This is a genomic window from Rhizobium skierniewicense (assembly GCF_014196515.1).
Taxonomy (GTDB): domain Bacteria; phylum Pseudomonadota; class Alphaproteobacteria; order Rhizobiales; family Rhizobiaceae; genus Agrobacterium; species Agrobacterium skierniewicense.
Map to the genome: position 1 here is coordinate 317285 of NZ_JACIDV010000002.1, position 26729 is coordinate 344013.

The following is a 26729-nucleotide window of genomic DNA, read 5'->3' on the forward strand; positions in this document are numbered from 1 at the left end:
CGCTCACTCCACGCGCATTGGGCTGAAACTCATGCGGTGAAGCGGACAGGCGCCATTGGTCTCGATGGCGCGCAGATGTGCCGGCGTGCCGTATCCCACATGCGCTTCAAAACCATAAGCCGGATAGATTGATCCGGCCTTTTCCATCATCCTGTCACGGGTCACCTTCGCGACGATGGAGGCGGCGGCAATCGAAACCGATCGCGCATCGCCCTTGATCACTGCTTTGCCGAGGCAGGGTATGCCGGGAGGAATATCACGTCCATCGGCGAGCACGAGAGCGGGCGCGGTCTGAAGTCCAAGCACAGCCCGGCGCATGGCATCCAGGCTGGCCCTCAGAATGTTCATCCGGTCGATGAGCAGAGGTCCGGATGAGGCGATGGAAACGATGGATGTTTCCAGAATCTTCTCAAACAGAAACGCGCGACGCGCCTTGGACAGCTTTTTCGAATCGTTTAGCCCATCGGGTATGTTGTCGGGATCGAGAATAACGGCGGCGGCAACGACGGGTCCGGCCAGCGGGCCGCGCCCAGCTTCATCCGTCCCGGCCACTGGCCACTCACCACGCTGTTTCGCCTCAAGCTCCAGACTAAAATCCGGGCCGGAGTTTACAAAGTCAAAGAGGGCAGGAGAATCGGATGCTGTGCGTCGTTTCATTGGCGGAAACTGACACAGGCAACCGATCTCCTGCAAGCCCCCGGTCGCAGGGTGTGCAGCAACCCACGGGGCGGAGGGGTGCTGGCTGAGGTCTCATGACCTCAAGCTCTTCTCATCGGGGCGGAAGAGCGAACCCATGCGAGGCGGCAGATCACCGGGGGCGTATAACCCGTAGCGCAGGGCATAGACGCTACGGGTATTCTTGAACATCAGCCAGAACCGACCTTCGATTTCAGGCTTTTCCGATTGAGCGGCAAGCGCAATCTCCTAGCGCATGCCGTGATTTCGACCATCATATTGGCTTCGACTGTCACAGCAGCGACAATTGCACGCCTGCACCTCCAGGCGCGATAAACAGATCGTCGCGAAGATGAAGGCCTCGGCGGATGAGCCCAAGCCTCTTTGTCGTCATTTCGAAACGGCGACCAATTTGCCAGGCATACGGACCGGCGCCCTTCATCCGTTTGCCGAATTCCGCGTCATAATCCTTGCCGTCGCGCATGGAGCGCACCAGGGACATAACGTGCTGGTAGCGATGCGGATAGTTGCGCAGCAGCCATTCGCGAAACAGGGGGCTGACCTCCAGCGGCAGCCGCAGCAATACGTACGACGCCTCCGTTGCTCCCGCCGCCTTTCCAGCTTCCAGCACCCGTTCGATTTCGTGATCGTTCAACGCTGGAATGACCGGCGCCATCATGACAGCGGTCGGTATTCCCGCATCCGTCAGCGTCTTGATCGCTTCCAGCCGCTTGGTGGGCGTAGAGGCACGAGGCTCCATACTGCGGGCAAGCTTGCGGTCCAGCGTCGTTACGGAAATGCCGACCTTCACCAGCCCTTTTGCAGCCATCGGGGCAAGGATATCGATATCGCGTGTAATAAGGCCGGATTTAGTGACAATGGCGACCGGATGATCAGCCTTTGCCAACACCTCGAGGATCTGCCGCATGATGCGCCATTCCCGCTCGATGGGCTGGTAAGGATCGGTGTTGGTGCCGATGGCAATGACACGCGCCTTGTATCCCGGTTTGGCAAGTTCCCGTTCCAGAAGCTTTGCGGCATCCGGTTTGGCAAACAGCTTGGCCTCGAAATCCAGTCCAGCTGACAGGCCCATATAGCTGTGACTGGGTCTTGCAAAACAATAGATGCAGCCATGTTCGCACCCTCGATAGGGATTGATAGACCGGTCGAAGGGAATGTCCGGCGAATCATTGCGGGTAATGATCGTGCGCGGTTTCTCCACCTGCACCTCAGTGCGAAACTCGGGCAGATCCTCTATGATCTGCCAGCCATCATCGACGGCTTCATGCTGAAGGGTCTCGAAACGCCCACCGGGATTGATGCCCGCTCCACGCCCGCGCCGACGATCGATCTCGATCCGAAGACCGGATGCATCGGCCAGCGCATTGGCAATATCTGGCGTATGACCCGGCTGGAATGCAGCCTGCCCGGAAAGCACATGTTGTCTCATCTGGATGCTCCTGACCGGCATGAACCGGCTGTGTGGATGTCTCGATTCTTAAATTAAAAATGAGAACAAGACAAGAACAAAATGCAAAAACACGCGATAGCTATTTCTTTTGCATTGCGGTAGGAATCCCATCGATGAAATATTGTAGCGGCGCGGGTTTTTGTGTTTATTGCCCCCTCGGGGATCACATATGTTGACAGTCATCATGGAATGCCGGGATCAGGAGCCTGAGCTTGCTCACACTCTCGCGACGCTCGTCTCGGGCGCGGTTGAGGGGCTGGTCAGTGACGTCATCATATTAGATCACGCCTCCAGCGACGGATCGTCGCGTGTGGCCGAGGCCGCAGGCTGCCGCTTTCATACGGAATGGGACATCAAGGATATCATTGCCTCGGCGCGGGGCGAGTGGATTTTGATGATGGAGCCGGGTAGCCGCCCGCAAAGCGGCTGGATCGCCGATGTCAGCGAATACATGGCGCTGAGCAAGCTGCCTGCGCGCTTTGCGCCTTCGCGTCATTACCGCCCATCCCTTTTGTCGCGCTTCATCCAGCGCAGACCGCCGCTGGAATATGGCCTGTTGTTGGGGAAGCCCGAAGCACTGTCGATTGCCAAGTCCGGCATGCGGCTCGACCATTTCCCCAAATCACAGAAAACCCGTCGCCTCAGCGCCGAACTGATTCCCTCATGGGTGCTGCGCTCCGCCCGGTAGTCGGTCTCAAGCCTTACCGCGCTTCAGATGTTCGTCCAGACGCGGCATGATTTCCACGAAATTGCAGGGCATGTGGCGGTAATCCAGTTGCGCTTTCAAAATTCCATCCCACGCATCCTTGCATGCACCTGGAGAACCGGGCAGTACGAAAATGAAGGTGGAATTCGCCAATCCCGCTGTCGCGCGCGATTGGATGGTGGATGTGTTGATCTTGTCATAGGAAATGCGGTGAAACACGGCTGAAAAGCCATCCATCCGCTTTTCGAACATCGGCTCCAGCGCTTCTGGGGTGACGTCACGTCCGGTAAAGCCTGTACCGCCGGTGGTAATGACCACGTCGATCTCATCGGATAGCGTCCAGCGTCGTACCTGCGCCTCTATAGCGGCCTTGTCATCCGCGACGATGGCACGGTCCACAAGGACATGCCCGGCCTCTGCAATGCGGGCAACCAGTGTATCGCCTGATCGGTCGTCTGCTAGGGTACGGGTATCGGATACGGTCAGAACCGCGATGCCGATGGGAATAAACGCGCGTTCAACAGTCATCTCGCAGGTCCGCCTATGGTTTTCGTTGCCTGAACATACCAGTCTGGACGCTGCCGGCGAAGCTGATCAGCGGCAGATTTGGCGTCTTCGATTGTTTTAAAAATCCCGAAACAGGTGGCGCCGGAACCGGACATACGAACGAGCTGAGCGCCTGCTTTACGCAGCAAATCGCACACGTCATCAATGTCGGGAAGAATTTTGCGTGCAGGTATCTCAAGATCGTTGCGACTTTTGGTGAGGAAAGGCATCCACGTATTGTCATCTCTGTGTTCAAGCGGGGGATTTGTCTTGCTCTTCAGACGCTTGAACACCTCCGGCGTGGAGACCCCCTTCAGTGGATTGGCAAGAACCAGCGGTATGACCGGCATGTCATCGATAGTGCTGATGTCTTCACCAATTCCGCGAGCGATCAAGGGTTGGCGGGCCAGGCACATCGGCACGTCTGCCCCGAGTTTCAGCCCAATCTCCGCGAGCTCCGCGTCTGCAATGTCGATGTTCCAGTGACGGCGAAGCCCTCGTAAGGTCGCTGCCGCATCTGCGGAACCTCCACCAATGCCGGAGGACACTGGAAGGTTTTTTTCGAGGTGAATAGCAACCGGTCGGGCACGCGCTCCAGCGGCTTCGCGCAACAGGTCGCGTGCCTTCAAAACGAGATTTTCTTTGGTAGTCGCTTGTCGAAGCACATCGGCGAAAGAGCCTGAGATGGAAAACCCATCCCCTGGCGCGTCGTGAATACGAATGACGTCGCCCGCTTCGGTAAAGGTCACCAGCGTATCCAGCAGATGATACCCATCGGTCCGCTGGCCCGTCACATGTAAGGCAAGATTGATCTTGGCAGGAGCGGCTTCCGTTGTTTCGACCGCTCCCACAGGCTTATGCGAAAACATTATGCATCAGGACTTCTTGTCCGGGGCAGGGGCTGGCGCGACAGGTGGCTGCGGCGTTGGTTGATCCTTCTTGGCAGTGTTCTGCGCATCCTTTTCCAGAGGCGGCAGGCCATTCGCGATCTTTTCCTTCACCTTGGCCTTATCGACATCGTCGCTTTCACCAATCAGCGCGCGGTTCCACTGGTAGACGGCCTCGATCTTGCGGCCGACGCGCCAATAGGCGTCGCCCAGATGGTCGTTGATGGTCGGGTCGCCGGCGCGCAACTCGATGGCGCGTTCCAACTCCGTCACCGCCTCATCGAAAGCACCAAGGCGGAAGTGCGCCCAGCCAAGCGAATCGACGATGTAGCCGTCATTCGGGCGCAACTCTACCGCACGACGGATCATGTCGATGCCTTGATCGAGGTTCATATTCTTGTCCACCCAGGAATAGCCCAGATAGTTCAGAACCTGCGGCTGGTCCGGGTTCAGCTCCAGCGCCCGCTTGAAGTCTGGCTCTGCCTTGTCCCACTGCTTCAGGCGCTCATAGGCAATGGCGCGCTGGAAAAAGATGGTCCAGTCAGTCTTCTTCGGCACCGCACCGATGACTTCAACAGCCTTGTCGTAATTGGCCGCCATCGCCGCGTAATCCTTCGCATCGGACAGGACAGAGCCATAGGCGAGATAGGAACGGATATCGGACGGATCGGATTCCAGAAGGGATTTGAGATGCTTGCGCGCCTCTTCCACCTTGTCCGTCTGTGCCAGCGTCAGACCCAACTGCAGTTCCGAGATACGGTGCATCGGCGAATCGGTTGGAACCTCGCGATAGAAAGCGATTGCACGGTCAGGCTGCTTCTGCGCTTCTGCGAGCCCGCCCAGAAGAATCAGCGTATCGGCGCTTTTCGGGTCTAGCGCACGGGATGTCTGGAGATAAAGCGTGACGATTTCTTCCGCACCCTCGCGGTTCAATGCACCGGCGATGGAGAACATGACGGCCGCCGCACCCTCGACGGGCGTCTGCACCTGCTGCTCGGGCTTCTCACCCTTCTCGATGCTCTGGCGCAAGGCCTTCAGCGGCGCATAGTTCGGCGCGAACGTGTCTCCCACAGAGATCGTGTCGAGAGCTTTCTGCTTATTGCCGGCATTGGCTTCCAGCCGCGCGAGCGCCATCACGGCGCGCATATAGGTGTCGGTCGCTGTGGCACCGCCTTCACGGTCGGTCACGGCGTCGTTCAGGCTCTTGCGGGCCGCGTCCGTGTTGCCATTTACCAGCGCGATCGCACCGGCATGGTATTTCTGGAAGATCGAGATCCAGCCGGGCCCCTTCATGCCATTCACGAGAGCCAGGGCTTCCTTGCCCTTGCCCGCACCGGCGCGCGCCCAGGCGGTCAACAGCGTGTTGACCATACGGTCCAGATCGTTCGGGCCAGTGTATTTCAGGATTTTTTCCGCGCTGGAAAATTCCTTGTGCTTGATAGCGGCCAGCGCCCGAATGATGGTCGTCACACGCTCGACGGACGAATCCGACTTCAAGCTGTCGGCAATTTTCGCACCCGCCTCGAAATCACCACTGAGCAACTGCGCAATCATCAGGCGCTGGCGGATTTCAACGTTGGCCGTGTCGAAATCCAGGGCTTTCTGATAAAGCGTGATGGCGGTCGCGTAATCCTGATCCACATCAGCCGTGCGGGCTGCCAGAAACGCGCCAGAGAATGTGTTCACCTTTGCAGGGTCGAACGTAACTGTTTCAGCGGCCTTGTCTGCCGGCGTCGTCTCGGCAAAAGCGGTGGAGCCTGCACCAAGAGAAAGGACGGCAATAAACGCCGCGCCGCAGAGAAGACGAAATGCTGGTTTGCGCCGCATGAAGGAACCTTTGCTTTTGTGCATATGCACCGAAAAATCAGTTTCCCGCCTTACAGTTCGGGGCAAATCCATTGCACCGGAACGCTGTAATGCTTGAATTGAGCTAGATTGCCTGGATCGAAAACGATTCAGGCAATCACATATCAGGTCACGATAGAATGGCTTTTTTGGAGCAAGCCTGCAAGAAATTCCACCCATGATTTCCGTATTGTGACATGTCGACATCGCAGAAACGCAGCGGATAGGGTCCGCGATGCGCCGAAAACCGTCTCAGTTTACGCGCTCGATGCAGAAGTCGATCACTTCCATCAGGGCTTTCTTCCACGGGCTTTGCGGCAGCGGCGCCAGTGCATCGCGGGCAATGGTGCCATAGTGGTTGGCGCGGCTGATGGTGTCGACCAGACCGTTGTATTTCTTGATCAGGCCGAGCGCCTTTTCCAGATTTTCATCCGTGCTTTCGCCCTGCTCGATCGCGCGTTTCCAGAATTCGCGCTCCTCTTCCGTACCGCGGCGATAGGACAGAATCACGGGCAGCGTAATCTTGCCTTCGCGGAAGTCGTCACCGGTGTTTTTGCCCAGATCAGCGGCTTTGCCACCGTAATCCAGGACGTCGTCCACCAGCTGGAAGGCAAGACCGAGGTTCATCCCGTAAGATTTCAGCGCACTGCGGGTCGCCTTGTCGGTCTTGGCAACGATTGGCCCCACTTCGGCTGCTGCAGCGAAAAGAGCGGCGGTCTTGGCGCGGATGACCTGAAGGTAATCGTCCTCGGTCGTTTCCATGTTCTTGGCAACGGAAAGCTGAAGAACCTCGCCTTCTGCAATGACGGAAGCGGCGGTCGACAGCACGTCCAGCGCATCCAGCGAGCCGACATCCACCATCATGCGGAAGGCCTGGCCGAGAAGGAAATCACCGACCAGCACGCTGGCCTGATTGCCCCAGATGGTGCGGGCGGTGGATTTACCGCGGCGCAGATCGCTCTCGTCTACAACGTCGTCATGCAAAAGCGTGGCCGTATGCATGAACTCCACGCTGGTCGCCAGCTTGATATGGTGGTCGCCCTGATAGTTGAACATGGCGGCAGAGGCGAGCGTCAGCATCGGCCGAAGGCGCTTTCCACCCGACGAGATCAGGTGGTTGGCCACTTCGGGTATCATCTGGACATCGGAACCCGCTTTGGAGAGGATAAGCTGGTTGACCCTTTCCATATCTGGACGGGTCAGGTCGACAAGCGGCTTGACGGATGCGAGTTTGTTTTTGCTTTCTTCAAGCGGTATGACGACGCCCAACGGACCGGACTCCTGTTCGATATTGGCGCCGACAATAGAAAGCGGCGGTGCAAGCGGCAAGGGGCGAATTGTCTCACACCGTTCAAAAAGATGGTATTTGGGGTGGAAACTGACCTATGCGTGAACTGATCCGTACAAACGACGCCGTTCTCTTGTCCTTTGCACAGAGCCTGATGAAGGATGCGGGCATTCATAGCCTCATTGCCGACCAGGGAATGAGCATTCTTGAAGGTTCACTCGGGCTTCTGCCGCGTCGCTTCCTGGTGGAGGAGGATCGCGGAGACGAGGCGCGTCGTATCCTGATCGATGCCGGGCTGGCAGACGAGCTCCGCGAAGACACGGTCTGAAACCCAATGGCACCCGACGTTTCCGAAACAGTCGATGCGTTTCATCGCGGTCGCTTTCAAATATTGCAGCCAAAGGGCAGGGGCCACAGGGCGGGGATGGATGCCATGCTGCTTGCTTCGCTGGTGGCGGACGATAGTGCCTGTCGCGTCGCCGATCTTGGTGCCGGTGCCGGCGCCGCGGGTATGGCGGTGGCATCGCGTCTGGAAAAGGTTGACGTGACACTCTTCGAGCTATCTCCGGAAATGGTGGATTTTGCGCAACGCAGCCTGCGACTTCCAGCGAACGCCGCCTTGGCCAAACGTATCTGCGTAAAACAGGCAGATGTCACCTTGCGTGCCGATGTCCGAAGAGACGCCGGTTTGCTCGACAATCATTTCCATCACGTCATCATGAACCCGCCCTATAACGACGCTGGTGACCGAAAGACGCCAGACGCGCTGAAAGCCGCCGCCCATGCCATGACGGAGGATCTCTTCGAACATTGGCTGAGAACCGCCGCCGCCATTATGATTCCCGGCGGCCAATTGTCTCTCATCGCCCGTCCTCAATCGATAGCCGACATCATCGCGGCCTGCGGTCGTCGCTTCGGCGGCCTGGAAATTACCCTGATCCATCCGCGTGCGGGCGAAGACGCGGTGCGGATGCTCGTCACCGCCATCAAAGGATCGCGAGCCCGCCTGACCTTCCGAGCGCCGCTGACGATGCACGAAAACGACAGCAACGCATTTTTGCCGCTGGTGGACGATTTGAGCAACGGGCGGGTTGGGTATAAGCGCAAGGATGGAACCACAGCAGACAACAGGCCGCGACCCTCATCCTGAGAGCCAAGACGAAGCCGGAGCCTCGATAGAGGGGACAGACAAGAGGTCGTACAAGGGCAGACCCCAGCCGCGCTTCACCAAATTATCACCACCTCGCCATTGTCTTTGCCCCCGCCATACCCACATCGGTCCCACAGGAATGACGATGAGGATGAAATGGCTGGATTTTTGAAGCGACTGGTGCCGAAGCGTTTCCGCAAGACGGAACTGGTGATTCCCGTGGTGCGCATGCACGGCGCCATCATGGCAGGCGGCAGTCAGTTTCGTCCGGCGCTCAATCTGGCGTCTTATGCACCGCTTCTAGACAAGGCGTTTGCGATGAAAGAGGCGCCCGCCGTTGCGATCACGCTGAATTCCCCTGGCGGCTCGCCAGTCCAGTCGCGGATGATCTACAACCGGATCCGCCAGTTGGCCGAGGAAAAGAACAAGAAAGTTCTGATCTTCGTAGAGGATGTCGCAGCATCCGGCGGCTACATGATCGCCTTGGCGGGCGATGAAATCATTGCCGACCCCACCTCTATCGTCGGCTCCATCGGTGTCGTTTCCGGCGGCTTCGGCTTTCCGGAAATGCTGAAAAAGATCGGCGTGGAACGGCGCGTCTATACGGCCGGTCAGAATAAGGCGATTCTTGATCCGTTCCAGCCCGAAAAAGAAGGCGATATCGAGTATCTGAAGTCGCTTCAGCTCGAAATCCATCAGGTTTTCATCGATATGGTGAAAATGCGTCGCGGTTCGAAGCTGAAGGAAGATCCTGCTATTTTTTCCGGCCTGTTCTGGACAGGCATGCGTGGCCTCGACCTCGGTCTCATCGATGGTTTGGGCGATATGCGCGACGTCCTGCGCCGACGTTACGGGGACAAGGTCAAGCTACAGCTGGTCAGCGGTGCGCGCAACGTCTTCGGCAAGAAACTGCCGGGTGTCGATCTTCACGCTCAGTCAATCGCCGCATCGGCCGCCTCGGGGCTTGCGGAGGTGGCGGAAGAAAAGGCAATGTGGGCGCGTTACGGATTCTGATGGACAAACGATAAATGGCCCAATTAATCACGCTCGCCCTGCTCATGTTCGGGGCGATCATTCTTTACAAACGTTTCGTTGGCGATGCAAAAAAACTGTCCGAGAAAACCAAACGGCAGGAAAAAGAGCGCGAGACGGGCGCAACAGGTACGTTGATCAAAGACCCCGCCACGGGGGAATACCGAGTGAAAAAGGAAGACGAGGTTTAACCCCTGTCGCAGAGGCGGCTACCAGCCACCGCCGCCACCGCCGCCTCCGCCAGAGCCAGACGAACCGCCGCCGCTTGAGAAGCTCGAGGATGAAGACGAACTTGTCTGCTGCGGAATGGTGGACGCAATAGTCGAGGCCATGGTGGAGGAGAACCCGCCGATGCGGGTTCCGAAATTGCTGTAGTTACCGCTGTACCATCCCGGCGAATAGTCGCCCGCCTTCGCGTCCGCCAGCCATGTTTCGAACGCCTCGCTCCAGGGCTTCTCCACGCCCAGCGCCACGGCGTAAGGCAAGAGCGTTTCGAAATGCTGCGGCGACATCTGCGGCGCGCCCTGCATGTTCATCCGGTCTTTCTCCGCAACCGTCAGGTAAAGCCGCAGGCCATCAATGCCATCCATCAGCTTGCGCCCAAGGGGTGTCGGAGCACCCATCAGCATCAGGAACACAATGTTGGTGGCGATGATACCCGCGACGGACATGATGGCAGGCAATTGCAGGGCTTCGAGCTTTTCCAGCGAAAAGACGGTCATCACGCCGGCAATACCGGAGATCAGCAAGGACGCCACCAGCGCCAGAACAACGATCATCCCGATGCGCTTGAGCAGAGAGCCACCCCGCGTCAAAGATTTCCCGAAGGCGAATGCAAAAATCGTTCCGACAAAGGACAGGATGCCGATGACAAAGGTCGCAACAAGGGCCTCCGGTTCGAAATTACCAAAGAACAAGACGGCGATGACGATGAAGAAGGATAGGAAAATGCCCAAGACCACAAAGCCGACATTCTCGCGGTAGTATTTGCCACTATGTTCCGTTTCGATCGCCTTGCGGAAAGCATTGCCGAGCGATACGACCCGCGATCCGTTTTTCTTGTTGATCTCGAACGCCATGCCCGGTTCATCAACGGTGTTGATGATCTTTGCCTCACCCGCCTGTAATTTGCCCTCGATTGGCTTGTCGGTGCGGCGAATGATGAGCGAATTTTTCAAATCCTCCAGCACGACATAGCCCTTGACCGCAAGGTTGAGCGATGCGGCGGAAAACGCTGTCCAGCCATTATCGGAAAAGCCGTGATTATCGACATAGTTGACGAGCGCAGGCGACAATCCCTCCGGCGCATCCCAGCGCGGTACGATAATGCCCTTGGCGGGATCGCGGCCAACGGCTGACCAGGCCCGATAATAATAAAGCAGAATCAGAATAAAGCCGGAAACACCCAGCACCGAACCCAGATGGTCCTGCCACCACCAACTCCGCGCCTGCGCAGCCGTCGGCGCATTGATCGCACCCTTGGGAAGTTTTACCGCAATCGTCATGCCTTCGCCCTGATAAAAGGGACGGGTGGAGGCGAAGAAAACCTCGTTGCCCTCGGTCATGACGCGGGCATCCTTGCCCTTCGAACCAAAAGGTCCGGTGAAGACGGCGGTGTCGGTCGGTATCACGCCCTGTGGCAGGGAGACGGTGGCCGAGATGTCGCGCATGGCAAACTGCCAGCCATTGCCGGTCACGTTCCAGGTCAACTCGTCATAGCCATCGAAATATCGGATCTGCCGGTCAGTGGTATAGGTGATCTGGAACACATGGTCGCCGGTGGGCAGAAACCGGTCGGCATTGCCGGTGTAGATGCGGATACCGCCATCGATGTTTTCGGTGCGCCAGTCCTCCGGCGAGCCATCCCGCTCCACCGAGAGAACATGAAAGCCGACCTTGGTGCGGTTGCCGTTCCCGTCCAGCACATAGAGCGGAAAGTCCCGGAAAATACCGCGCTTGATCCGGTCACCCTCGGCGCGCGCCGTAATCGTCTCTGTCACCGTCAGCTCACCGCTTTTGGCGACATCCACGACGGAATGGTACGAGCTGATGAACTCCTCAGCCGCCGCGGGCAGGGCCGCTAGCATAAAGACGAAAAGCGCTAGATATCTCGCAGCAATGGTCTTCACGGGCGTCCCTTTCTGTGTGTCAGTCCTGTCCGGTTTCGCTGTAGCTCACACCCAGCGAAGCCAGCGCCTTCCAGTAGCCGGGGTAGGTCTTGCCGACGCAAACGGGATTCTGAATGGCGATACCGCCAGTTTTCAGGCCCGCCAGCGCAAAGCTCATGGCAATGCGATGATCATGGAACGTGTCGATGGAGGCAGATACTGTCTGGCCTGCGAGCGTCGGGTCCGCATGCACGATCAGATCATCGCCATCCTCATGCGCCAGACCATCCCTGATCTGGTTGAGGCCGAGCGACAAAGCGCGGATACGGTCGCACTCCTTCACGCGCAGATTGGCAATGCCCACGAAACGGACCGGCGTGTTGTTGTAAGCGGCAAGCACCGCAATCGTCGGGACGGCGTCCTGCATCTGGCTGCCATCGATTTCGGCGGGTAGGTTCGGAAACTGCGCCATGACGGCATAGGCCTTGGCATCCGGCTGGGTGAAGGCATCGGCAGGGGTGCCGATATCTATTCTGCCACCCGTCAGCAGTTCCGCGCCCCACAGATAGGTCGCAGCGGAGGCGTCGGGTTCGATGTGGAAATCAGTGGCGGTATAACCTGTAGGCTGCACGCGCCATACGGCGTTGGAAACGCGCTCGACTTTCGCGCCGAAGGCTTCCATCGCCGCCACGGTGAGGTCGATATAGCCTTTTGCGCCGATATCTTCACCGGCCAGCACGATATCCAGCGGCTTTGCGCCACAGGGTGCGGCCATCAAAAGTGCGGAGACATATTGGCTGGAAAGATTGGCGTCGATGGTGACGCTATCCTTCGCAAAGCCGAGGCCATTGCCCTTCACCGTTACCGGTGGGCAACCTGTCGGCGCCTCAGCTTCGATGCCGAGTGCGATCAACGCTTCCACCAGCGGCTGGATGGGGCGTTTTCGCATATGCTCATCGCCATCCACCACAACGGTGCCGTTCACGGAAGCCACGGCTGCCGTCAGAAACCGCGTGGCGGTGCCGGCATTGCCGAGAAAAAGGGGTTTGTCCGGTGCCCTCAGAAACCCTTCGCTCTCTACAACGAAACTCGTTGCATCCGGCTCCGTCACCGTCACGCCCATGGCGCGCAGGGCCTCTGCCATATAAAGCGTATCATCGCTTTTCAGCGCGCCGGTCAACAGGCTTTTGCCCTTGGCAAGACCGGCCAGAAGCAGCACACGGTTTGTGATGGATTTGGATCCGGGCGGCTCAACCTTGCCGGAAAGTGCGTGGTCGGGCGGGGTAATGGTCAGTTCGATCATGGCTTTATCGTTTCTCAACCAGCCGCATGCCGGTTCTCAATATCAGAATTTCACGGAAGGAACGGCGCGGTCCGCCTCGTTGGTGATTTCGAAATAGGGCGCTTTGGCAAAGCCGAAATTGCGGGCAACGAGGTTGGAGGGGAAGCTCTCCACCTTGACGTTCAGGTCCCGCGCCGAGCCGTTGTAATAGCGGCGAGACATCTGGATTTCGCCTTCTATGGTCTCGAGCGATTTCTGCAGTTCCAGAAAGCCCTGATTGGCCTTGAGGTCGGGGTAGGCTTCTGCCAATGCAAACAGTTTGCCGAGCGCCTGGCTGAGCAGACCTTCCGCCTGCGCACGCCCCTCGACATCACCTGATGGAACGGCTTGAGCGCGGTTGCGCATGGCAACCACCTCTTCGAAGGTGCTTTTCTCGTGGGCTGCGTAGCCCTTCACGGTTTCGATGAGGTTGGGGATGAGATCAGCGCGGCGCTTCAACTGCACGTCGATACCGGACCACGCTTCTTCTTTCATCTGCCGCGCCGTGACGAGGCCGTTATAGATGAAGACGACATAGACCGCGATTGCCGCGATGACTGCCAGTGCGATATACATGTCCCAGTCCCCCTCATGAAACCTTATGGTCTGGCAGGACGATAGTGGTTCCGGCCTGCCATGTCATCGCCCGTTCGTCATGTCGTCAGGCTGCGTCTTTATTCCAGTTCGCCCCACCGGCGTCGGTCATCAGAAACGCCTCGCCGCACGCCTTGGAAAGCGTGCGCACGCGCAGGATATAGCTCTGCCGCTCGGTCACGGAAATCACGCCGCGTGCATCCAGAAGGTTGAAAACGTGAGACGCCTTGATGCACTGGTCATAGGCCGGAAACACGCATTTGTGCAGCATCTGGTTGGCATTCTCGCCCGGCGCTCCCGCCGCCAGAAGTGCCTGGCACTCCTTTTCCGCATCGATGAAATGGCGGTGCAGCATGGCGGTGTCGGCATATTCGAAGTTGTGGCGGGAATATTCCTGCTCTGCCTGTAGAAAGACATCGCCGTAGGAAATCTTCTCTTCGCCTTCGCGGCCATTGAAGTTCAGGTCGTAAACATTGTCCACGCCCTGCACATACATGGCCAGTCGCTCAAGGCCATAGGTCAGTTCACCTGCAACCGGAGAACACTCGATACCGCAAACCTGCTGGAAGTAAGTGAACTGCGACACTTCCATGCCATCGCACCAGCATTCCCAGCCCAGACCCCAGGCACCCAGCGTCGGGCTTTCCCAGTCATCTTCCACAAAGCGCACATCATGCAGCAACGGATCAAGACCAATGGCCTTCAGCGAGCCAAGATAAAGCTCCTGCAAATTGGAAGGGTTCGGCTTCAGAATGACCTGATATTGGTAATAATGCTGCAACCGGTTCGGGTTTTCACCGTAGCGGCCATCAGACGGGCGACGCGATGGCTGGACATAGGCAGCTTTCCACGGCTTGGGGCCGAGCGCGCGCAGCGTGGTCGCCGGGTGAAACGTGCCCGCGCCCACTTCCATATCGTAAGGCTGCAACACCGCGCAGCCCTTGTCGGCCCAGTAATTGTGCAGCGTCAGGATCAGTGCCTGAAAGGAACGCTTCGGGTTCATATGGTCTGGAACGTCGGTCATTGCAGTCATCACGGCCATCAAGTGTTGTCAGTAAGTGGCTACTTACTTTGGATGCGGACAGGTGCCACGGGGAAGGGCTGCGGGTCAAGAACTTCTGTGGGATCGTTGGCGTCGAGCGTGTGGCATACCCCCCTCTGTCCTGCCGGACATCTCCCCCTCAAGTGGGGAGATCGACCCGTGGCTAGCTCTCGCCCATCTTGAACGCTGCGGATGCAGTGAAGGTCGTGCCGCTTGCCGATCTCCCCACGTGAGGGGGAGATGCCCGGCAGGGCAGAGGGGGGTACGCCGCAAGCTCAAGCGCAACGGTAAAGCGCCCGCCCGATATTACCATTGTGCATCCACCTCAAATTTTGCTAGCAGAGGCCAACTGAAAATCCATGATACCGGAAACTCGATATGCCTGATCTTCTGCTTGAACTCCGCTCCGAGGAAATTCCTGCGCGTATGCAGCGGAAGGCGGCTGGCGATCTTAAGAAGCTCGTCACCGATGCGCTGGTGGAAAAAGGGCTGACCTATGATGGTGCGCGGGAATACTGGACGCCGCGCCGCCTGACGCTGGATATTCGCGGCCTCAACGCCCGCTCCGCCGATGTGCGCGAAGAGAAGAAAGGCCCGCGTACCGACGCAAACGAAAAGGCCATCGAAGGCTTTTTGCGCGGCGCTGGCCTCAGCGATGTTTCGCAGGCGCAGGTCGTATCCGACCCGAAGAAGGGTGATTTCTATGTCGCTATCGTCAACAAGCCCGGCCGTGCAGCAGAAGAGATCATCGCCGACGTCATGCCCGGCATTATCCGTAAATTTCCATGGCCGGTTTCCATGCGCTCCGGCCCGGCCTCCATGCCCAAGGGCTCCAGCTATGGCGGCATCGAAGGCAAGGGTTCGGAAAGCCTAACTTGGGTGCGCCCGCTGCAATCCATCGTCTGCATGTTCGGACCCGAACATGATGAAACGCAGGTCATTCCCTTCGAAATAGATGGCATCGTGGCCGGAAACATCACCTATGGCCACCGCTTCCACGCGCCGGATGCCATCACCGTGCGCCGCTTCGAAGATTATTCCGCCAATCTGGAAAAGGCTAGGGTTATTCTGGATGCGGAGCGCCGCAAGGACATCATCCTGCACGATGCCAAGGATCTGGCATTCGCCAACGGTCTCGACCTCGTGGAAGACGAAGGCCTGCTGGAAGAAGTCTCCGGCCTTGTCGAATGGCCGCAAGTGCTGATCGGCACATTCGAGGAAGATTACCTCGAAATCCCCGCCGAAATCATTCGCCTGACCATCAAGACCAACCAGAAGTGCTTCGTCACCCGCCCGCAAGGCGTTGCGGAAGGCCTCTCCAACCGCTTCATTCTGGTCTCCAACATCGAAGCGAAAGACGGCGGCAAGGAAATCATCCACGGCAACGGCAAGGTCGTGCGCGCCCGCCTGTCAGACGCCAAGCACTTCTGGACCCGCGACCAGGGCGACCTGCCGGACTTGGAAACGCTGACCGCATCAGCCGCCAAGTTCGATCTCGATCTCCATAAGCCGCTGGACCAGCGCATGGCAAAGCTCGATGCGCTTGATGTCATCTTCCACGCCAAGCTCGGCACGCAGGGTGAACGCGTGTCCCGCATCCGCGAACTGGCCAAGCAGCTTGCGCCCGTTATCGGTGCCGATGCCGCATTGGTAGACCGCGCCGTGGTTCTCGCCAAGGCCGATCTGCGCACCGAAGCCGTGGGAGAATTCCCCGAGTTGCAGGGCCTGATGGGCCGCAAATATGCGACGCTCCAAGGCGAAAACGAAAGCGTCGCTGCTGCCATCGAAGACCACTACAAGCCCCAGGGCCCCTCCGACCGCGTGCCGACAGACAAGGTAGCCATCACCGTCGCGCTGGCCGATAAGCTGGATACGCTGGTCGGCTTCTGGGCCATCGATGAAAAGCCGACAGGCTCGAAAGACCCGTTCGCGCTGCGCCGTGCGGCATTGGGTGTGGTGCGTATGATTTTGGAGCGGAATGTGCGCTTGCCTCTCCTGAGTGTCGTCAAGGACGCCGACCTCCTCTCGTTCTTCCACGACCGCCTCAAAGTCTACCTCCGCGATCTCGGCGCCCGTTACGATCTCATCGAAGCCGTGCTCACGCCTGAGACCGACGACCTCCTCATGGTCGCCCGCCGCGTCGAGGCACTGACCGCTTTCGTCACCGATCAGGATGGTATCAACCTTCTGGCCGGCACCAAGCGCGCCACCCAGCTTCTGGCCGCAGAAGAAAAGAAGGGCACTGTGGTGGCCGACAGCGTTTCGGAAGAACTCTTGAAGCTCGACGCCGAAAAAGCACTCTACGCTGCCATCAAGACGGCCTCTGCCGATGCCGCCAAGGCGGTCGAGACGGAGGATTTCCGTTCGGCGATGCAGGCGCTTTCGACGTTGCGCGCTCCCGTGGATAAGTTCTTCGAAGACGTGCTCGTCAACGACGAAGACAACGCCATCCGCGCCAACCGTCTGGCGCTGTTGAAGGCCATTCGTGAGGCCACAGGAACGGTTGCTGATTTCTCCAAGATCAGTGGGTGAGATTGCCGGGAGTTCGCGACTAGTCGATCTCCCCACGTGTGGGGGAGATGCCCTGCAGGGCAGAGCGGGGTAGGCCACGCATGAAAACCTCCAAAATCCTCATCAGCGCCTGTTTGCTCGGCCACGCCGTTCGCTATGACGGCATGGGCAAGGCGTTCTTGCATCCCGCCATAGAGCGCTGGAAAGATGAGGGCAGGCTGGTGACGATTTGTCCTGAAATGGCGGGTGGTATGCCCGTTCCGCGTCCGCCTGCGGAAATTGAGAATGGGGCTTCTGGTCTCGATGTGCTGGAAGGCACTGCGCGGGTTCTCGAAATCACTGGTGGCGATGTCACGGCGCAATTCATCGCCGGGGCGCAGAAGGCGCTGGCATTCGCGAAAGACAATGATTGCGGCTACGCGCTGCTGATCGATGGCAGCCCGTCCTGTGGTTCGGTCGCCATCTACGATGGCTCGTTTTCCGGCCGCAAGCAGGCGGGCCAAGGCGTTACCGCTGCGTTGCTCGGGCAAGCTGGCATTGCCGTCTTTTCGCCCGCCGAGATCGATGTGCTGGATCAGCTGACACGATAAAACGCCGGAGATTTCTCCCCGGCGTTTTATGATCTGCAGTGCATCGCGTTAACGCGCGTCAGCCTGCCATCCGCATCTGCTGACCCATGCCATGCAGAGAGGATGCCGAGGACTGCGAGACGCGGAAGGTGCGAATGAGGTTGAGCAACTCTTCCGTGTCGGCGGCCAGGGCTTCGGCCGATGCGGTCGTTTCCTCGGCCATGGCGGCATTGTGCTGGGTTGCCGCATCCAGCTGGTTGAGCGAGGAGGAGATGGAGCGCAGCGTCGTGTCCTGCTCGGCTGCCGAATGGGCGATCTTGCTGACGATGTCACTCGAAGACTTGATCTGGTCGGAAATCCGCTTCAGCGCATCGCCTGCCTCGCCAACAAGCCGCACGCCGTTTTCCACCTGCGTGGAGGAGCGGGCAATCTGCTCTTTGATTTCCTTGGCGGCTGCTGCGGATTTCTGCGCAAGCTCACGCACTTCCTGTGCGACTACGGCAAAGCCCTTGCCTGCCTCACCAGCGCGGGCGGCTTCGACGCCAGCGTTGAGTGCCAGAAGGTTGGTCTGGAAAGCGATACCATCGATAACACCGATAATCTTGGAGATTTCCTCCGACGATTGCTCGATGCCGCTCATCGCGCCAATGGCCTGCTCGACGATCTTGTCGCTGTGGTTGGCATCGCTGCTAATGGAGTTGACCCGCTTTGCCGCTTCCGTTGCACCATCCGCCGTCTGGCGAACCGCAACTGTCAGCTCGTCCAGAGCGGCTGAGGTTTCTTCCAGGCTTGCGGCCTGACGCTCGGTGCGTTGCGAAAGCTCGTTGGAGGCCTTGCGGATTTCGTCCTTGGAACCACCAATATCGATGCTCTTGATATTGACCTTTTCCATCGCTGCATCCAGCTGCGACAGTGCATCATTGAAGTTATCGCGCAGGCTTGCGTAGCGGGAGCCGAGATCGCGGCAGCGAACGGTGAGATCACCCTGAGCCAGTTGCGCAAGCGCATCTCCGATGGTGGTGACGACACGTGCCTGAAGCTCGGCCTCGTCACGCTGCATGTTCAGATTGTTCTGGCGCTCCGTGTCCAGCTGGTCCTGCTGCTCTTCCTGATGGCGTTGCATGGTGTGGCGCTCGCGCACCTTGTGTTGCAGCGCTTCGGTGGCCTTGGCCATCAGGCCAATTTCGTTTTTCATGCCTGTGTGCGGAATGGCCAGATCGACATTCTCATTGGCGACTTCGCCCAGCGCCTTGTGAATATCGTCGAGAGGCTTGGAAATACCGCGGATGACGACATAGGCGGCCAGAAGGCCCAGCAGAAACACGCCGACGCCGAAAGAGATGGCATTGATGATGGTGGAACGAACCTGAGCCTGGAGGTCATCGACATAGACACCCGTCACGACCACGACTTGCCAGGGCTCGAACGCCATGGCGTAGGAGCTTTTCAGATAGGTGTCGCCTTCCACGCCCGGTTTGGGGCCGTAAAAACTGGTCTCGCCGCCACCGGCGCGCCCGAGGCGAACCAACTCGTCACGGTAGTTGAAGCCCTGGCTGTCTGGCTTGCCCTTGAAGCTTTGCCCGACGCGCTTGGGATCGGGATGAAACAGCATCTTCACATCATAGTCATAGCCGAACATATAGCCATCCGGCACATATTTCATGGATGTGACGATTGCGAAGGCCTGAGCCATGGCCTGTTCACGCGTCAGCGTGCCGGCTTGTTCCTTGTCGTAAAACGACTGCAAAATCGAAATGGACGACTGCACCTGCGTGCGCAGCATGCCGTAGCGCTCTTCGTAAATGGCGTTGACGGACGATTTGATCTGGAAATAGGTCGTCAAGGCAAAGGCTGCCATCAGGGCGACCACAAGCAGGATCAATTGTCGGGAAATCGGCAGGTTTTTCATGAGCGCTCACGGGGCTACGACGCGTTCAACGACAACGCGACGATCTGGTGTATGTTTTGGATAAGCGCCTGATGCGCGATACCGGTGCGCTCATCGCACCTTCTGACAGAATATGAAGCGCTATAACGCTGAATAAATATTTAAGTTTTAGTCAAGAACGATAGTAAGGCGCAATTTATCTAAAGTCAGACACCGTATTTCGATCGGTGGTTGCCTTTGATACTCGAGACTGACTTGGGATGGCCGACGTCAGTGGGATGGCCGTAACATCAAATTATCAAAGGCGAGCGGTGTCGAAGCATCTGCGGCGACAGGAGCGACAACGTCCTTGCCGATGACGGTGTCCACCGCGGATGTCTTCACCAGCGTATCGATCGTCGGAGCGGTTTCGCCGAGTGCCGTTGCCGTGTCGTCGGCCGGCAGCCAGGCGGGATTTTTGCTGACATAGGTCACGGGCGAGCCGCCAAGCCATGCTTCTCTTCGCACAATCTGCCTTTGGCCGTCCACATCGCGAATGGAGATATCCTGCATGCCGGGGGGAAGTGTGGGTGCTGCATCTGCCGGTTTGGTCTTGACCGCCGCAGTCGGGCAACCCTCGCAGGTTACCAAGATCACGCTGCCGTTGCCTGTGCGGTTGCCGTGAATGACGTCGATGGAAGACGCCATGGCAGAGCCGCTTGTCAGTACGATTGCGACCGTCAGCAAAGTCTTGCGCATGGTTTCCCCCGTTTCTCGCAGCCGTTTTGCTGCTTCAACTGGGGCGGAAATTTACCGAAACTTCCTTTCCATAGGGTCAGGAATTTTGGTAAATATTGAACGAAATTCGGGTTCGTTTTACGTCGCGTTCTCGCGAGCCACGGCCTGCCAACCGATATCGCTGCGGCTGAACCCATTGTCCCATGTCACGTCTTTTGCCAGGGCATAGGCGCGTGCTTGTGCTTCCGTTACGGTTTTGCCGAGGGCCGTGACGTTCAGCACGCGTCCGCCGGTCGCGACCAGTTGCCCGTCTTTGAGCGCCGTCCCCGCGTGGAAGACTTTGGCATCTTCGCGTGCATCGGGAACATGCGCAATGGGCGTGTTTTTGTCGTAGGAAGCTGGATAGCCCTTGGAGGCCAGAACGACGGTGAGCGCCGCGTCGTCGCTCCACTCTACCGTCACTTGATCCAGCGTGCCGGTGGCTGTGGCATAGAGAATGGGCAGCAGGTCGCTTTTCAGGCGCATCATCAGCACCTGGCATTCGGGATCACCGAAGCGGACATTGTATTCGATGAGTTCAGGGCCTTTTTGGGTCATCATCAAGCCTGCGAAAAACACGCCAGAAAACGGGTTGCCATCCCTGGCCATGCCCTTGATCGTCGGCTCGATGATGTCCTTCATGGTCCGCTCGACTATCGCGGGCGTCATGACCGGCGCTGGCGAATAGGCGCCCATGCCACCCGTATTGGGGCCGGTGTCGCCATCGCCGACACGCTTGTGGTCCTGCGCGGTGGCCAGCGCCAGCGCCGTCTTGCCATCGGAAAGGCAAAAAAAGCTGGCTTCCTCGCCATCGAGGAATGCTTCCACGACGACTTCAGCACCCGCTGCACCAAAGGCGCCATCAAAGCAATCATCGATGGCGGCAAGGGCGTCCGCCTCACTCATCGCGACGGTCACGCCCTTACCCGCGGCCAGACCATCGGCTTTGATGACGATGGGCGCTCCCTGTTCACGGACATAGGCCTTGGCCGGTTCTGCAGACTTGAAGCGCTGGTAGGCACCGGTTGGAATATCGTAACGGGCGCAGAGATCCTTGGTGAAACCTTTGGACCCCTCCAGCTGAGCCGCCGCCTTCGACGGGCCGAAGGTGGCGATACCAGCGGCGCAAAGATCATCGGCGAGACCAGCAACCAGCGGGGCTTCCGGGCCGATGACGACAAAGTCGATATTCTTGTCCTTGGTAAAGGAAATAACCGCAGCGTGATCTTCAATATCGAGCGAGACCAGCGTGGCGTGTTCGGCGATGCCGGGATTGCCGGGGGCGGCGTAAAGGTGCTCAAGACGGGGGGACTGGGCGATTTTCCATGCCAGCGCATGTTCGCGTCCGCCGGAACCGATCAACAGAACTTTCATGGTCGACACCCCTGTCATCTCGCCTTTAATCGTGTTGTTGGGGCGTTAAGGGCCAAGGGCTGAAAGGTCAAGCTCAGCCCATGCTTTTCTGTGGAATCGCGCAAGCTTCTTGTTGTCATGCTACATTCAGTATCTATGTTCTGGCAAAATTTAAAACAGTTCAGAGAACCATATGTCCGCAGATAATGCCCGCCTTGCACCAACCATCGCTTCCGAGATCAACGCCCGCGCCGAACAGGTAAAGGCGGCGATTGCGTTGCTGGACGAGGGTGCGACCGTTCCCTTCATCGCCCGCTACCGCAAGGAAGTGACCGGCGGGCTCGATGATACCCAGCTCCGCACGTTGGCGGAACGGTTGTCCTATCTGCGTGAACTCAACGCCCGGCGTGCTTCGATTGTCGATTCTATCAGCGGTCAGGGAAAGATGACCGATGAGCTGATGGTCAAGATCGTGTCTGCCGTGACCAAGGCCGAACTTGAAGATCTCTACCTTCCCTACAAACCCAAGCGCCGTACCCGAGCCGAGATTGCCCGTGAGCGTGGGCTGGGTCCGTTGGCGCAGGCTATCTGGGACAATCGTAGTGCGGACCCTTCCGTTTTGGCGCAGGCCTATGTGCAGGGAGAGGTCGCGGATGTGAAGGCGGCGCTTGAGGGTGCCCGCGACATCGTTGCCGAAACCATGACGGAGAATGCCGATCTGCTCGGCCGTTTGCGTGATTACATGCGCCGCAACGCCACCTTCCGCGCCAAGGTGGTGGACGGCAAGCAGGCGACGGGCGAAAAGTTCTCTGATTATTTCGACCATTCCGAAAAATGGGCGACTGTGCCAGGCCACCGGGCGCTGGCCATGCTGCGCGGCTGGAACGAGGAGGTTCTGACGCTGACAATCGATGTCGATGCCGATGATCCATCTCCCGTCAAACCGGCGCAGCGCACCGTCGCCAGCGCGTTCGATATTCGCAGCGCCGGTCCCGCCGATGCTTGGCTGATGGAGGTTGCCGGTTGGACCTGGCGCGTGAAGCTATCCATGTCTCTATCGCTCGACCTGATGCGCGAATTGCGAGAGCGGGCCGAAGAAGAGGCTATCCACGTCTTTGCCCGTAACCTGAAAGATCTGCTGTTGGCGGCGCCTGCCGGTTCGCGTGCCACCATGGGTCTCGATCCGGGCATCCGCACCGGCGTCAAGGTGGCGATTATCGATGGCACCGGCAAGTTGCTGGATACGACCACGGTCTACCCGTTCCCGCCACGAAACGATATTCGCGGCACGCAGGCGGAGCTTGCGAGCCTCATCAAGAAGCACAATGTCGAGCTGATTTCCATCGGCAACGGTACAGGAAGCCGTGAAACCGAACGGCTGGTGGCCGATATGCTCGGGCAGTTGAGCGGCGCAAAGCCCACCAAGGTCATCGTGTCGGAAGCTGGCGCGTCGATCTATTCTGCCTCGGCCAGTGCTGCTGCCGAATTCCCCAATCTGGATGTTTCGTTGCGCGGTGCGGTTTCCATCGCTCGACGTCTGCAAGATCCGCTGGCGGAGCTGGTGAAGATCGAACCGAAATCCATCGGGGTCGGCCAGTACCAGCATGACGTCGACCAAGGCAAGCTGTCTCGCTCTCTGGATGCGGTGGTGGAAGATGCGGTGAATGCGGTGGGTGTCGATCTCAATACGGCATCGGCACCACTCCTGTCTCGCGTTTCGGGCCTGGGTAGCTCGATTGCCGATGCGATTGTGTCGCACCGTGACCAGACCGGGCCGTTTGCCAGCCGCAAGGAACTGCTAAAGGTGCCACGTTTGGGACAGCGCACATTCGAGCAATGCGCGGGCTTTTTGCGCATCTCCAACGGCAAGGAGCCGCTGGACTCATCTTCCGTGCACCCGGAAGCTTATGGCGTCGCCAAAAAGATCGTCGCCGCCTGCGGTCGCGACCTGCGCTCTGTGATGGGCGACAGCGCGGCATTGAAGTCTCTGGACCCGAAACAGTTCATCGATGAGCAGTTCGGTCTCCCCACCGTTAAAGACATCATTGCCGAACTGGAAAAGCCCGGTCGCGATCCGCGTCCGAGTTTCAAGAGCGCAACCTTTGCCGATGGCGTCGATGAAATCACCGATCTAAAACCTGGAATGCTGTTGGAGGGAACGGTCACGAACGTTGCCGCTTTCGGCGCTTTCGTGGATATCGGCGTGCATCAGGACGGTCTGGTTCACGTCTCCCAGCTTGCCGACCGCTTCGTCAAGGACCCGCATGAGGTCGTGAAAGCTGGCGATGTCGTAAAGGTGCGCGTGGTAGAGGTCGACGTGAAGCGCAAGCGCATTGCGCTGACCATGCGCAAGGACGCAGGTGAGGCGGCACCTCAGCCGATGCGCGAAAAAGGCACCGCAAATGCCATGCGCCATGCCAGTGCCAAGCCGCAACCGCGCACAGAGACGGCGCAACCCGGCGGTGCATTGGCTGCGGCGATGGCCGAAGCCATGAAGAAACGTTGACCCAAGGTTGAAAAGAGCGGTTTCCATCAAAGGAAGCCGCTTTTACAGCATGAAATCATTCAATTTATTTGAAACTAGAGTCGCTTGAAACTTTGAACGAAAGCGATAGCTTTACCCCAATTGATAAGTGAGACTTAGCTTATGGGGGGTGAAATGGCCTCGTCTCTGCATGCTCTGCTTGGAAAAATAGTCAAGACCGGCAATCTCGTCGTAACCGGCCCCGGCGGGCTGCACGTGTATGGTAACGGAACCGGGAAAAAAGTTGCTCTCAACTTCACCGATGATGCGGCGATGGATGAGATTGCCGGAGATCCTGCCCTCAAACTCGCTGAAATCTATATGGAAGGCCGCATGGCCGTCGTTGAAGGCGACATCTATGATTTTCTGGCACTGATCAAAGGCAACACGCTGAGCGAGGCGCTGACGTTCGGCATGGTCTGGCGCGGCATGGCGCGCATCATTGCGTCGCGCATCAAGATGCATCTGCCCATCAACCACAACAAGGACAATGTCGCCCACCACTACGACTTGAGCGCCAAGCTGTTCGATCTGTTTCTGGACGAGGACTGGCAATATTCCTGCGCCTACTTCAATCCGCCTGGCATTAGCCTCTACGAGGCGCAAGTTGCCAAGAAGCGGCATATCGCGGCAAAACTGCTGCTGGAGCCGGGGCAACGCGTGCTGGAAATAGGCTCCGGCTGGGGCGGCATGGCCATGTATCTGGCTGAGAGTTCAGGTGTGGATGTTACCGGCATCACGCTGAGCGAAGAGCAATTGCGGGTCTCGCGCGACCGTGCGCAAAAGCGAGGGCTGGCGGACAAGCTCCGGTTCGAATTGCAGGACTATCGTCATCTGCCCGCCTCCAGCAAATATGACCGTATCGTCTCGGTCGGCATGTTCGAGCATGTCGGGCCGACGCATTACCGCGAATATTTCACCAAAGCTGCAGAGTTGCTGGATGATAGGGGTGTGATGGTGATGCATTCCATCGGCCAGCCCTATCCTGCACTCGCAACAAATCCCTTCATCGAAAAATATATTTTCCCCGGCGGCTATATCCCCTCCTTATCGGAGGTTTTGCCCGCCGTCGAAAAATCCGCATTGCTGGTGCGCGATATCGAAATACTGCCGATGCACTATGCCCACACCTTGCGCAAATGGCGCGAGCGTTTCGTAGCCAAGAAGGCCCAAGCCATTGCCATTTACGACGAGCGGTTTTTCCGAATGTGGGAATTTTATCTCGCAGGTTCCGAGATGGCGTTCACGCACGAAAATTTCCATATTTTCCAGATTCAACTGGCAAAGCGCGGAGACGTCGTGCCGGACAATCGGGACTATATCGCTGCGACGGAAGAGAGATTGCGCGAATTCGAAAAGACGCGACCACCGCTGGAAAAAGTTCTGTTTTGACGAGGCAGCGGGCGGTGCCGAGGTGTTTTGCTTGACGCTTCGTAAAAGCCAAGCGTAGAACGCTTGATATGGTTGACCAAGGCGATCTTTCCGGCCGCGTTTCTGATGCGCCATCCAACAATTGGGTCTATCGGATATTGCCGAGGACGCTATGGCCCTATGCGCAGCTGGCGCGTTGGGACCGTCCTATCGGCTGGGAACTGTTGATGTGGCCCTGTTTCTGGTCCGCAGCGATGGCGGCGAACACAGCGCAGCATCTCGGCATATTCTCCTGGGTCCTTCTGCTTTTTCATCTCTTTCTGTTTTTCGCCGGTTCCGTCGCCATGCGTGGCGCTGGATGCACCTATAACGATCTGGTCGACCACAAGATCGATATGGCGGTGGCGCGCACCCGCTCTCGGCCCTTGCCGTCGGGGCGGGTCAGTCGCAAACAGGCGAAAATCTTCATTGTCATCCAAGCGATGGCCGGACTTGCGGTTTTGTTGTCCTTTAATGGTTTTGCCATTGTCGTTGGCCTGTCATCGCTCATATTCGTGGCGATCTATCCTTTCGCCAAGCGCTTCACCAACTGGCCGCAGTTTTTTCTCGGGCTTGCCTTCTCATGGGGCGCCCTGATGGGCTGGGCGGGTCAATTCGGTTCACTATCGATCTCGCCAGTCCTGCTTTACGTCGGTGCTATCGCCTGGACAATTGGTTATGACACGATCTATGCCCACCAGGACCGGGAAGACGATACCGCTGCCGGTATCGGTTCGACCGCGCTTTTGTTCGGAGAGAAGACGCATAGTTGGCTGATTGGTCTCTACGGGGCAGCCTTGGTCTTCATCTTTCTGGCATTCTTGACGGCTGGTGTTCACTGGTCGGGTTATCTTGGCCTCGTCATCTCTGCCTTCCTGTTGTTTGGTCAGGTAAGGGTTCTCGATATCGACAATGTCGAACAATGCTTGGCTCTGTTCAAATCCAACAACCGCGTTGGTCTTTTGATTTTCGCCGGGCTGCTGTTACCTTTGGTCGTTGGCTGACACGCAAAAACCGGCGACGTCTTTCGACGCACCGGCTTTTTCGTTTTGT

Annotated in this window: 23 protein-coding genes; 10 read left to right on the top strand and 13 right to left on the bottom strand. The window is 58.1% G+C overall.

What is annotated here, in order from left to right; translation table 11 throughout:
• Nucleotides 1–3 precede the first annotated feature (3 nt).
• Nucleotides 4–657, bottom strand: coding sequence for a ribonuclease HII (locus GGQ73_RS04275; protein ID WP_183894213.1), 654 nt, complete (start codon nt 655–657; stop codon nt 4–6).
• A gap of 310 nt (nt 658–967) precedes the next feature.
• On the bottom strand, nt 968–2125 hold the full coding sequence (locus GGQ73_RS04280) for a PA0069 family radical SAM protein (RefSeq protein WP_183894215.1): 1158 nt from the start codon (nt 2123–2125) through the stop codon (nt 968–970).
• Between the two features lie 190 nt (nt 2126–2315).
• Here GGQ73_RS04280 and GGQ73_RS04285 point away from each other — a divergent pair, with 190 nt between their 5' ends.
• Nucleotides 2316–2834 (top strand): glycosyltransferase family protein, encoded by a 519-nt coding sequence (locus GGQ73_RS04285; RefSeq protein WP_183894217.1) that lies wholly within the window; start codon nt 2316–2318, stop codon nt 2832–2834.
• A 6-nt stretch (nt 2835–2840) separates the two neighbouring features.
• On the opposite strand, the gene moaB is transcribed toward GGQ73_RS04285, so the two are convergent.
• From moaB to GGQ73_RS04305, 4 genes are all read right to left on the bottom strand, one after another.
• Entirely contained in the window at nt 2841–3380 is a 540-nt protein-coding gene (gene moaB, locus GGQ73_RS04290) for a molybdenum cofactor biosynthesis protein B (protein WP_183894219.1), read from the bottom strand.
• Complete coding sequence (locus GGQ73_RS04295; RefSeq protein WP_183894221.1) at nt 3377–4267, bottom strand: 4-(cytidine 5'-diphospho)-2-C-methyl-D-erythritol kinase; 891 nt, start codon at nt 4265–4267, stop codon at nt 3377–3379. Before GGQ73_RS04295 ends, moaB begins: the two co-directional genes overlap by 4 nt.
• A gap of 6 nt (nt 4268–4273) precedes the next feature.
• Complete coding sequence (locus GGQ73_RS04300; protein WP_174152214.1) at nt 4274–6112, bottom strand: tetratricopeptide repeat protein; 1839 nt, start codon at nt 6110–6112, stop codon at nt 4274–4276.
• 270 nt (nt 6113–6382) lie between these two features.
• A complete protein-coding gene (locus GGQ73_RS04305) occupies nt 6383–7399 on the bottom strand; it encodes a polyprenyl synthetase family protein (protein WP_183894469.1) in 1017 nt (338 codons plus the stop codon).
• A 116-nt stretch (nt 7400–7515) separates the two neighbouring features.
• On the opposite strand from GGQ73_RS04305, the gene GGQ73_RS04310 reads away from it, so the two are divergent.
• From GGQ73_RS04310 to GGQ73_RS04325, 4 genes are all read left to right on the top strand, one after another.
• Entirely contained in the window at nt 7516–7746 is a 231-nt protein-coding gene (locus tag GGQ73_RS04310; protein WP_174152215.1) for a putative signal transducing protein, read from the top strand.
• Between the two features lie 6 nt (nt 7747–7752).
• Complete coding sequence (locus GGQ73_RS04315; RefSeq protein WP_183894223.1) at nt 7753–8568, top strand: tRNA1(Val) (adenine(37)-N6)-methyltransferase; 816 nt, start codon at nt 7753–7755, stop codon at nt 8566–8568.
• Between the two features lie 156 nt (nt 8569–8724).
• On the top strand, nt 8725–9582 hold the full coding sequence (locus GGQ73_RS04320) for a S49 family peptidase (protein WP_183894226.1): 858 nt from the start codon (nt 8725–8727) through the stop codon (nt 9580–9582).
• Between the two features lie 14 nt (nt 9583–9596).
• Nucleotides 9597–9791 (top strand): hypothetical protein, encoded by a 195-nt coding sequence (locus GGQ73_RS04325; RefSeq protein ID WP_183894228.1) that lies wholly within the window; start codon nt 9597–9599, stop codon nt 9789–9791.
• Between the two features lie 18 nt (nt 9792–9809).
• Here the strand turns inward: GGQ73_RS04325 and GGQ73_RS04330 are convergent, their stop codons facing one another.
• From GGQ73_RS04330 to GGQ73_RS04345, 4 genes are all read right to left on the bottom strand, one after another.
• The gene (locus tag GGQ73_RS04330) at nt 9810–11729 is read right to left on the bottom strand and encodes a DUF2207 domain-containing protein (RefSeq protein ID WP_183894230.1); all 1920 of its coding nucleotides are present in this window, start codon (nt 11727–11729) and stop codon (nt 9810–9812) included.
• A gap of 19 nt (nt 11730–11748) precedes the next feature.
• Nucleotides 11749–13011, bottom strand: a complete 1263-nt coding sequence (locus GGQ73_RS04335) for a 3-phosphoshikimate 1-carboxyvinyltransferase (protein WP_183894232.1) — start codon at nt 13009–13011, stop codon at nt 11749–11751.
• A 42-nt stretch (nt 13012–13053) separates the two neighbouring features.
• Nucleotides 13054–13605 carry a LemA family protein gene (locus tag GGQ73_RS04340; protein ID WP_183894234.1) on the bottom strand — a complete coding sequence of 184 codons (552 nt, stop codon included), beginning with the start codon at nt 13603–13605 and terminating at the stop codon, nt 13054–13056.
• A gap of 85 nt (nt 13606–13690) precedes the next feature.
• Nucleotides 13691–14656, bottom strand: coding sequence for a glycine--tRNA ligase subunit alpha (locus tag GGQ73_RS04345; protein WP_174152221.1), 966 nt, complete (start codon nt 14654–14656; stop codon nt 13691–13693).
• Between the two features lie 387 nt (nt 14657–15043).
• Between GGQ73_RS04345 and glyS the strand changes: the two genes are divergently transcribed.
• Nucleotides 15044–17197: a glycine--tRNA ligase subunit beta gene (glyS, locus tag GGQ73_RS04350; protein ID WP_183894235.1), complete on the top strand. Its 2154-nt coding sequence runs from the start codon at nt 15044–15046 to the stop codon at nt 17195–17197.
• A gap of 80 nt (nt 17198–17277) precedes the next feature.
• Entirely contained in the window at nt 17278–17766 is a 489-nt protein-coding gene (locus GGQ73_RS04355; protein ID WP_183894237.1) for a 2-thiouracil desulfurase family protein, read from the top strand.
• A gap of 58 nt (nt 17767–17824) precedes the next feature.
• Here the strand turns inward: GGQ73_RS04355 and GGQ73_RS04360 are convergent, their stop codons facing one another.
• The 3 genes from GGQ73_RS04360 to purD all read right to left on the bottom strand — a co-directional run bounded on the left by GGQ73_RS04360 (nt 17825) and on the right by purD (nt 21763).
• A complete protein-coding gene (locus GGQ73_RS04360) occupies nt 17825–19654 on the bottom strand; it encodes a methyl-accepting chemotaxis protein (protein WP_183894239.1) in 1830 nt (609 codons plus the stop codon).
• Between the two features lie 249 nt (nt 19655–19903).
• Nucleotides 19904–20371: a plant virulence effector HPE1-like domain-containing protein gene (locus GGQ73_RS04365; RefSeq protein ID WP_183894241.1), complete on the bottom strand. Its 468-nt coding sequence runs from the start codon at nt 20369–20371 to the stop codon at nt 19904–19906.
• A 117-nt stretch (nt 20372–20488) separates the two neighbouring features.
• Nucleotides 20489–21763 (bottom strand): phosphoribosylamine--glycine ligase, encoded by a 1275-nt coding sequence (gene purD / locus GGQ73_RS04370; RefSeq protein WP_183894243.1) that lies wholly within the window; start codon nt 21761–21763, stop codon nt 20489–20491.
• Between the two features lie 172 nt (nt 21764–21935).
• On the opposite strand from purD, the gene GGQ73_RS04375 reads away from it, so the two are divergent.
• From GGQ73_RS04375 to ubiA, 3 genes are all read left to right on the top strand, one after another.
• Nucleotides 21936–24248 (top strand): Tex family protein, encoded by a 2313-nt coding sequence (locus tag GGQ73_RS04375; RefSeq protein ID WP_183894245.1) that lies wholly within the window; start codon nt 21936–21938, stop codon nt 24246–24248.
• A 153-nt stretch (nt 24249–24401) separates the two neighbouring features.
• A complete protein-coding gene (locus GGQ73_RS04380) occupies nt 24402–25658 on the top strand; it encodes an SAM-dependent methyltransferase (RefSeq protein WP_183894247.1) in 1257 nt (418 codons plus the stop codon).
• A 68-nt stretch (nt 25659–25726) separates the two neighbouring features.
• Entirely contained in the window at nt 25727–26680 is a 954-nt protein-coding gene (ubiA, locus tag GGQ73_RS04385) for a 4-hydroxybenzoate octaprenyltransferase (protein WP_183894249.1), read from the top strand.
• Nucleotides 26681–26729: the final 49 nt, after the last annotated feature.

What these genes read in the sequence shown, in the direction of transcription:
- purD (WP_183894243.1), bottom strand. Translation starts at nt 21,763, where the DNA reads ATGAAAGTTCTGTTGATCGGTTCCGGCGGACGCGAACATGCGCTGGCA.
- GGQ73_RS04355 (WP_183894237.1), top strand. Translation starts at nt 17,278, where the DNA reads ATGAAAACCTCCAAAATCCTCATCAGCGCCTGTTTGCTCGGCCACGCC.
- moaB (WP_183894219.1), bottom strand. Translation starts at nt 3,380, where the DNA reads ATGACTGTTGAACGCGCGTTTATTCCCATCGGCATCGCGGTTCTGACC.
- GGQ73_RS04295 (WP_183894221.1), bottom strand. Translation starts at nt 4,267, where the DNA reads ATGTTTTCGCATAAGCCTGTGGGAGCGGTCGAAACAACGGAAGCCGCT.
- GGQ73_RS04325 (WP_183894228.1), top strand. Translation starts at nt 9,597, where the DNA reads ATGGCCCAATTAATCACGCTCGCCCTGCTCATGTTCGGGGCGATCATT.
- GGQ73_RS04310 (WP_174152215.1), top strand. Translation starts at nt 7,516, where the DNA reads ATGCGTGAACTGATCCGTACAAACGACGCCGTTCTCTTGTCCTTTGCA.
- GGQ73_RS04365 (WP_183894241.1), bottom strand. Translation starts at nt 20,371, where the DNA reads ATGCGCAAGACTTTGCTGACGGTCGCAATCGTACTGACAAGCGGCTCT.
- GGQ73_RS04380 (WP_183894247.1), top strand. Translation starts at nt 24,402, where the DNA reads ATGGCCTCGTCTCTGCATGCTCTGCTTGGAAAAATAGTCAAGACCGGC.
- GGQ73_RS04275 (WP_183894213.1), bottom strand. Translation starts at nt 657, where the DNA reads ATGAAACGACGCACAGCATCCGATTCTCCTGCCCTCTTTGACTTTGTA.
- glyS (WP_183894235.1), top strand. Translation starts at nt 15,044, where the DNA reads ATGCCTGATCTTCTGCTTGAACTCCGCTCCGAGGAAATTCCTGCGCGT.
- GGQ73_RS04360 (WP_183894239.1), bottom strand. Translation starts at nt 19,654, where the DNA reads ATGAAAAACCTGCCGATTTCCCGACAATTGATCCTGCTTGTGGTCGCC.
- GGQ73_RS04315 (WP_183894223.1), top strand. Translation starts at nt 7,753, where the DNA reads ATGGCACCCGACGTTTCCGAAACAGTCGATGCGTTTCATCGCGGTCGC.
- GGQ73_RS04345 (WP_174152221.1), bottom strand. Translation starts at nt 14,656, where the DNA reads ATGACTGCAATGACCGACGTTCCAGACCATATGAACCCGAAGCGTTCC.
- ubiA (WP_183894249.1), top strand. Translation starts at nt 25,727, where the DNA reads ATGGTTGACCAAGGCGATCTTTCCGGCCGCGTTTCTGATGCGCCATCC.
- GGQ73_RS04280 (WP_183894215.1), bottom strand. Translation starts at nt 2,125, where the DNA reads ATGAGACAACATGTGCTTTCCGGGCAGGCTGCATTCCAGCCGGGTCAT.
- GGQ73_RS04375 (WP_183894245.1), top strand. Translation starts at nt 21,936, where the DNA reads ATGTCCGCAGATAATGCCCGCCTTGCACCAACCATCGCTTCCGAGATC.
- GGQ73_RS04320 (WP_183894226.1), top strand. Translation starts at nt 8,725, where the DNA reads ATGGCTGGATTTTTGAAGCGACTGGTGCCGAAGCGTTTCCGCAAGACG.
- GGQ73_RS04285 (WP_183894217.1), top strand. Translation starts at nt 2,316, where the DNA reads ATGTTGACAGTCATCATGGAATGCCGGGATCAGGAGCCTGAGCTTGCT.
- GGQ73_RS04340 (WP_183894234.1), bottom strand. Translation starts at nt 13,605, where the DNA reads ATGTATATCGCACTGGCAGTCATCGCGGCAATCGCGGTCTATGTCGTC.
- GGQ73_RS04300 (WP_174152214.1), bottom strand. Translation starts at nt 6,112, where the DNA reads ATGCGGCGCAAACCAGCATTTCGTCTTCTCTGCGGCGCGGCGTTTATT.
- GGQ73_RS04335 (WP_183894232.1), bottom strand. Translation starts at nt 13,011, where the DNA reads ATGATCGAACTGACCATTACCCCGCCCGACCACGCACTTTCCGGCAAG.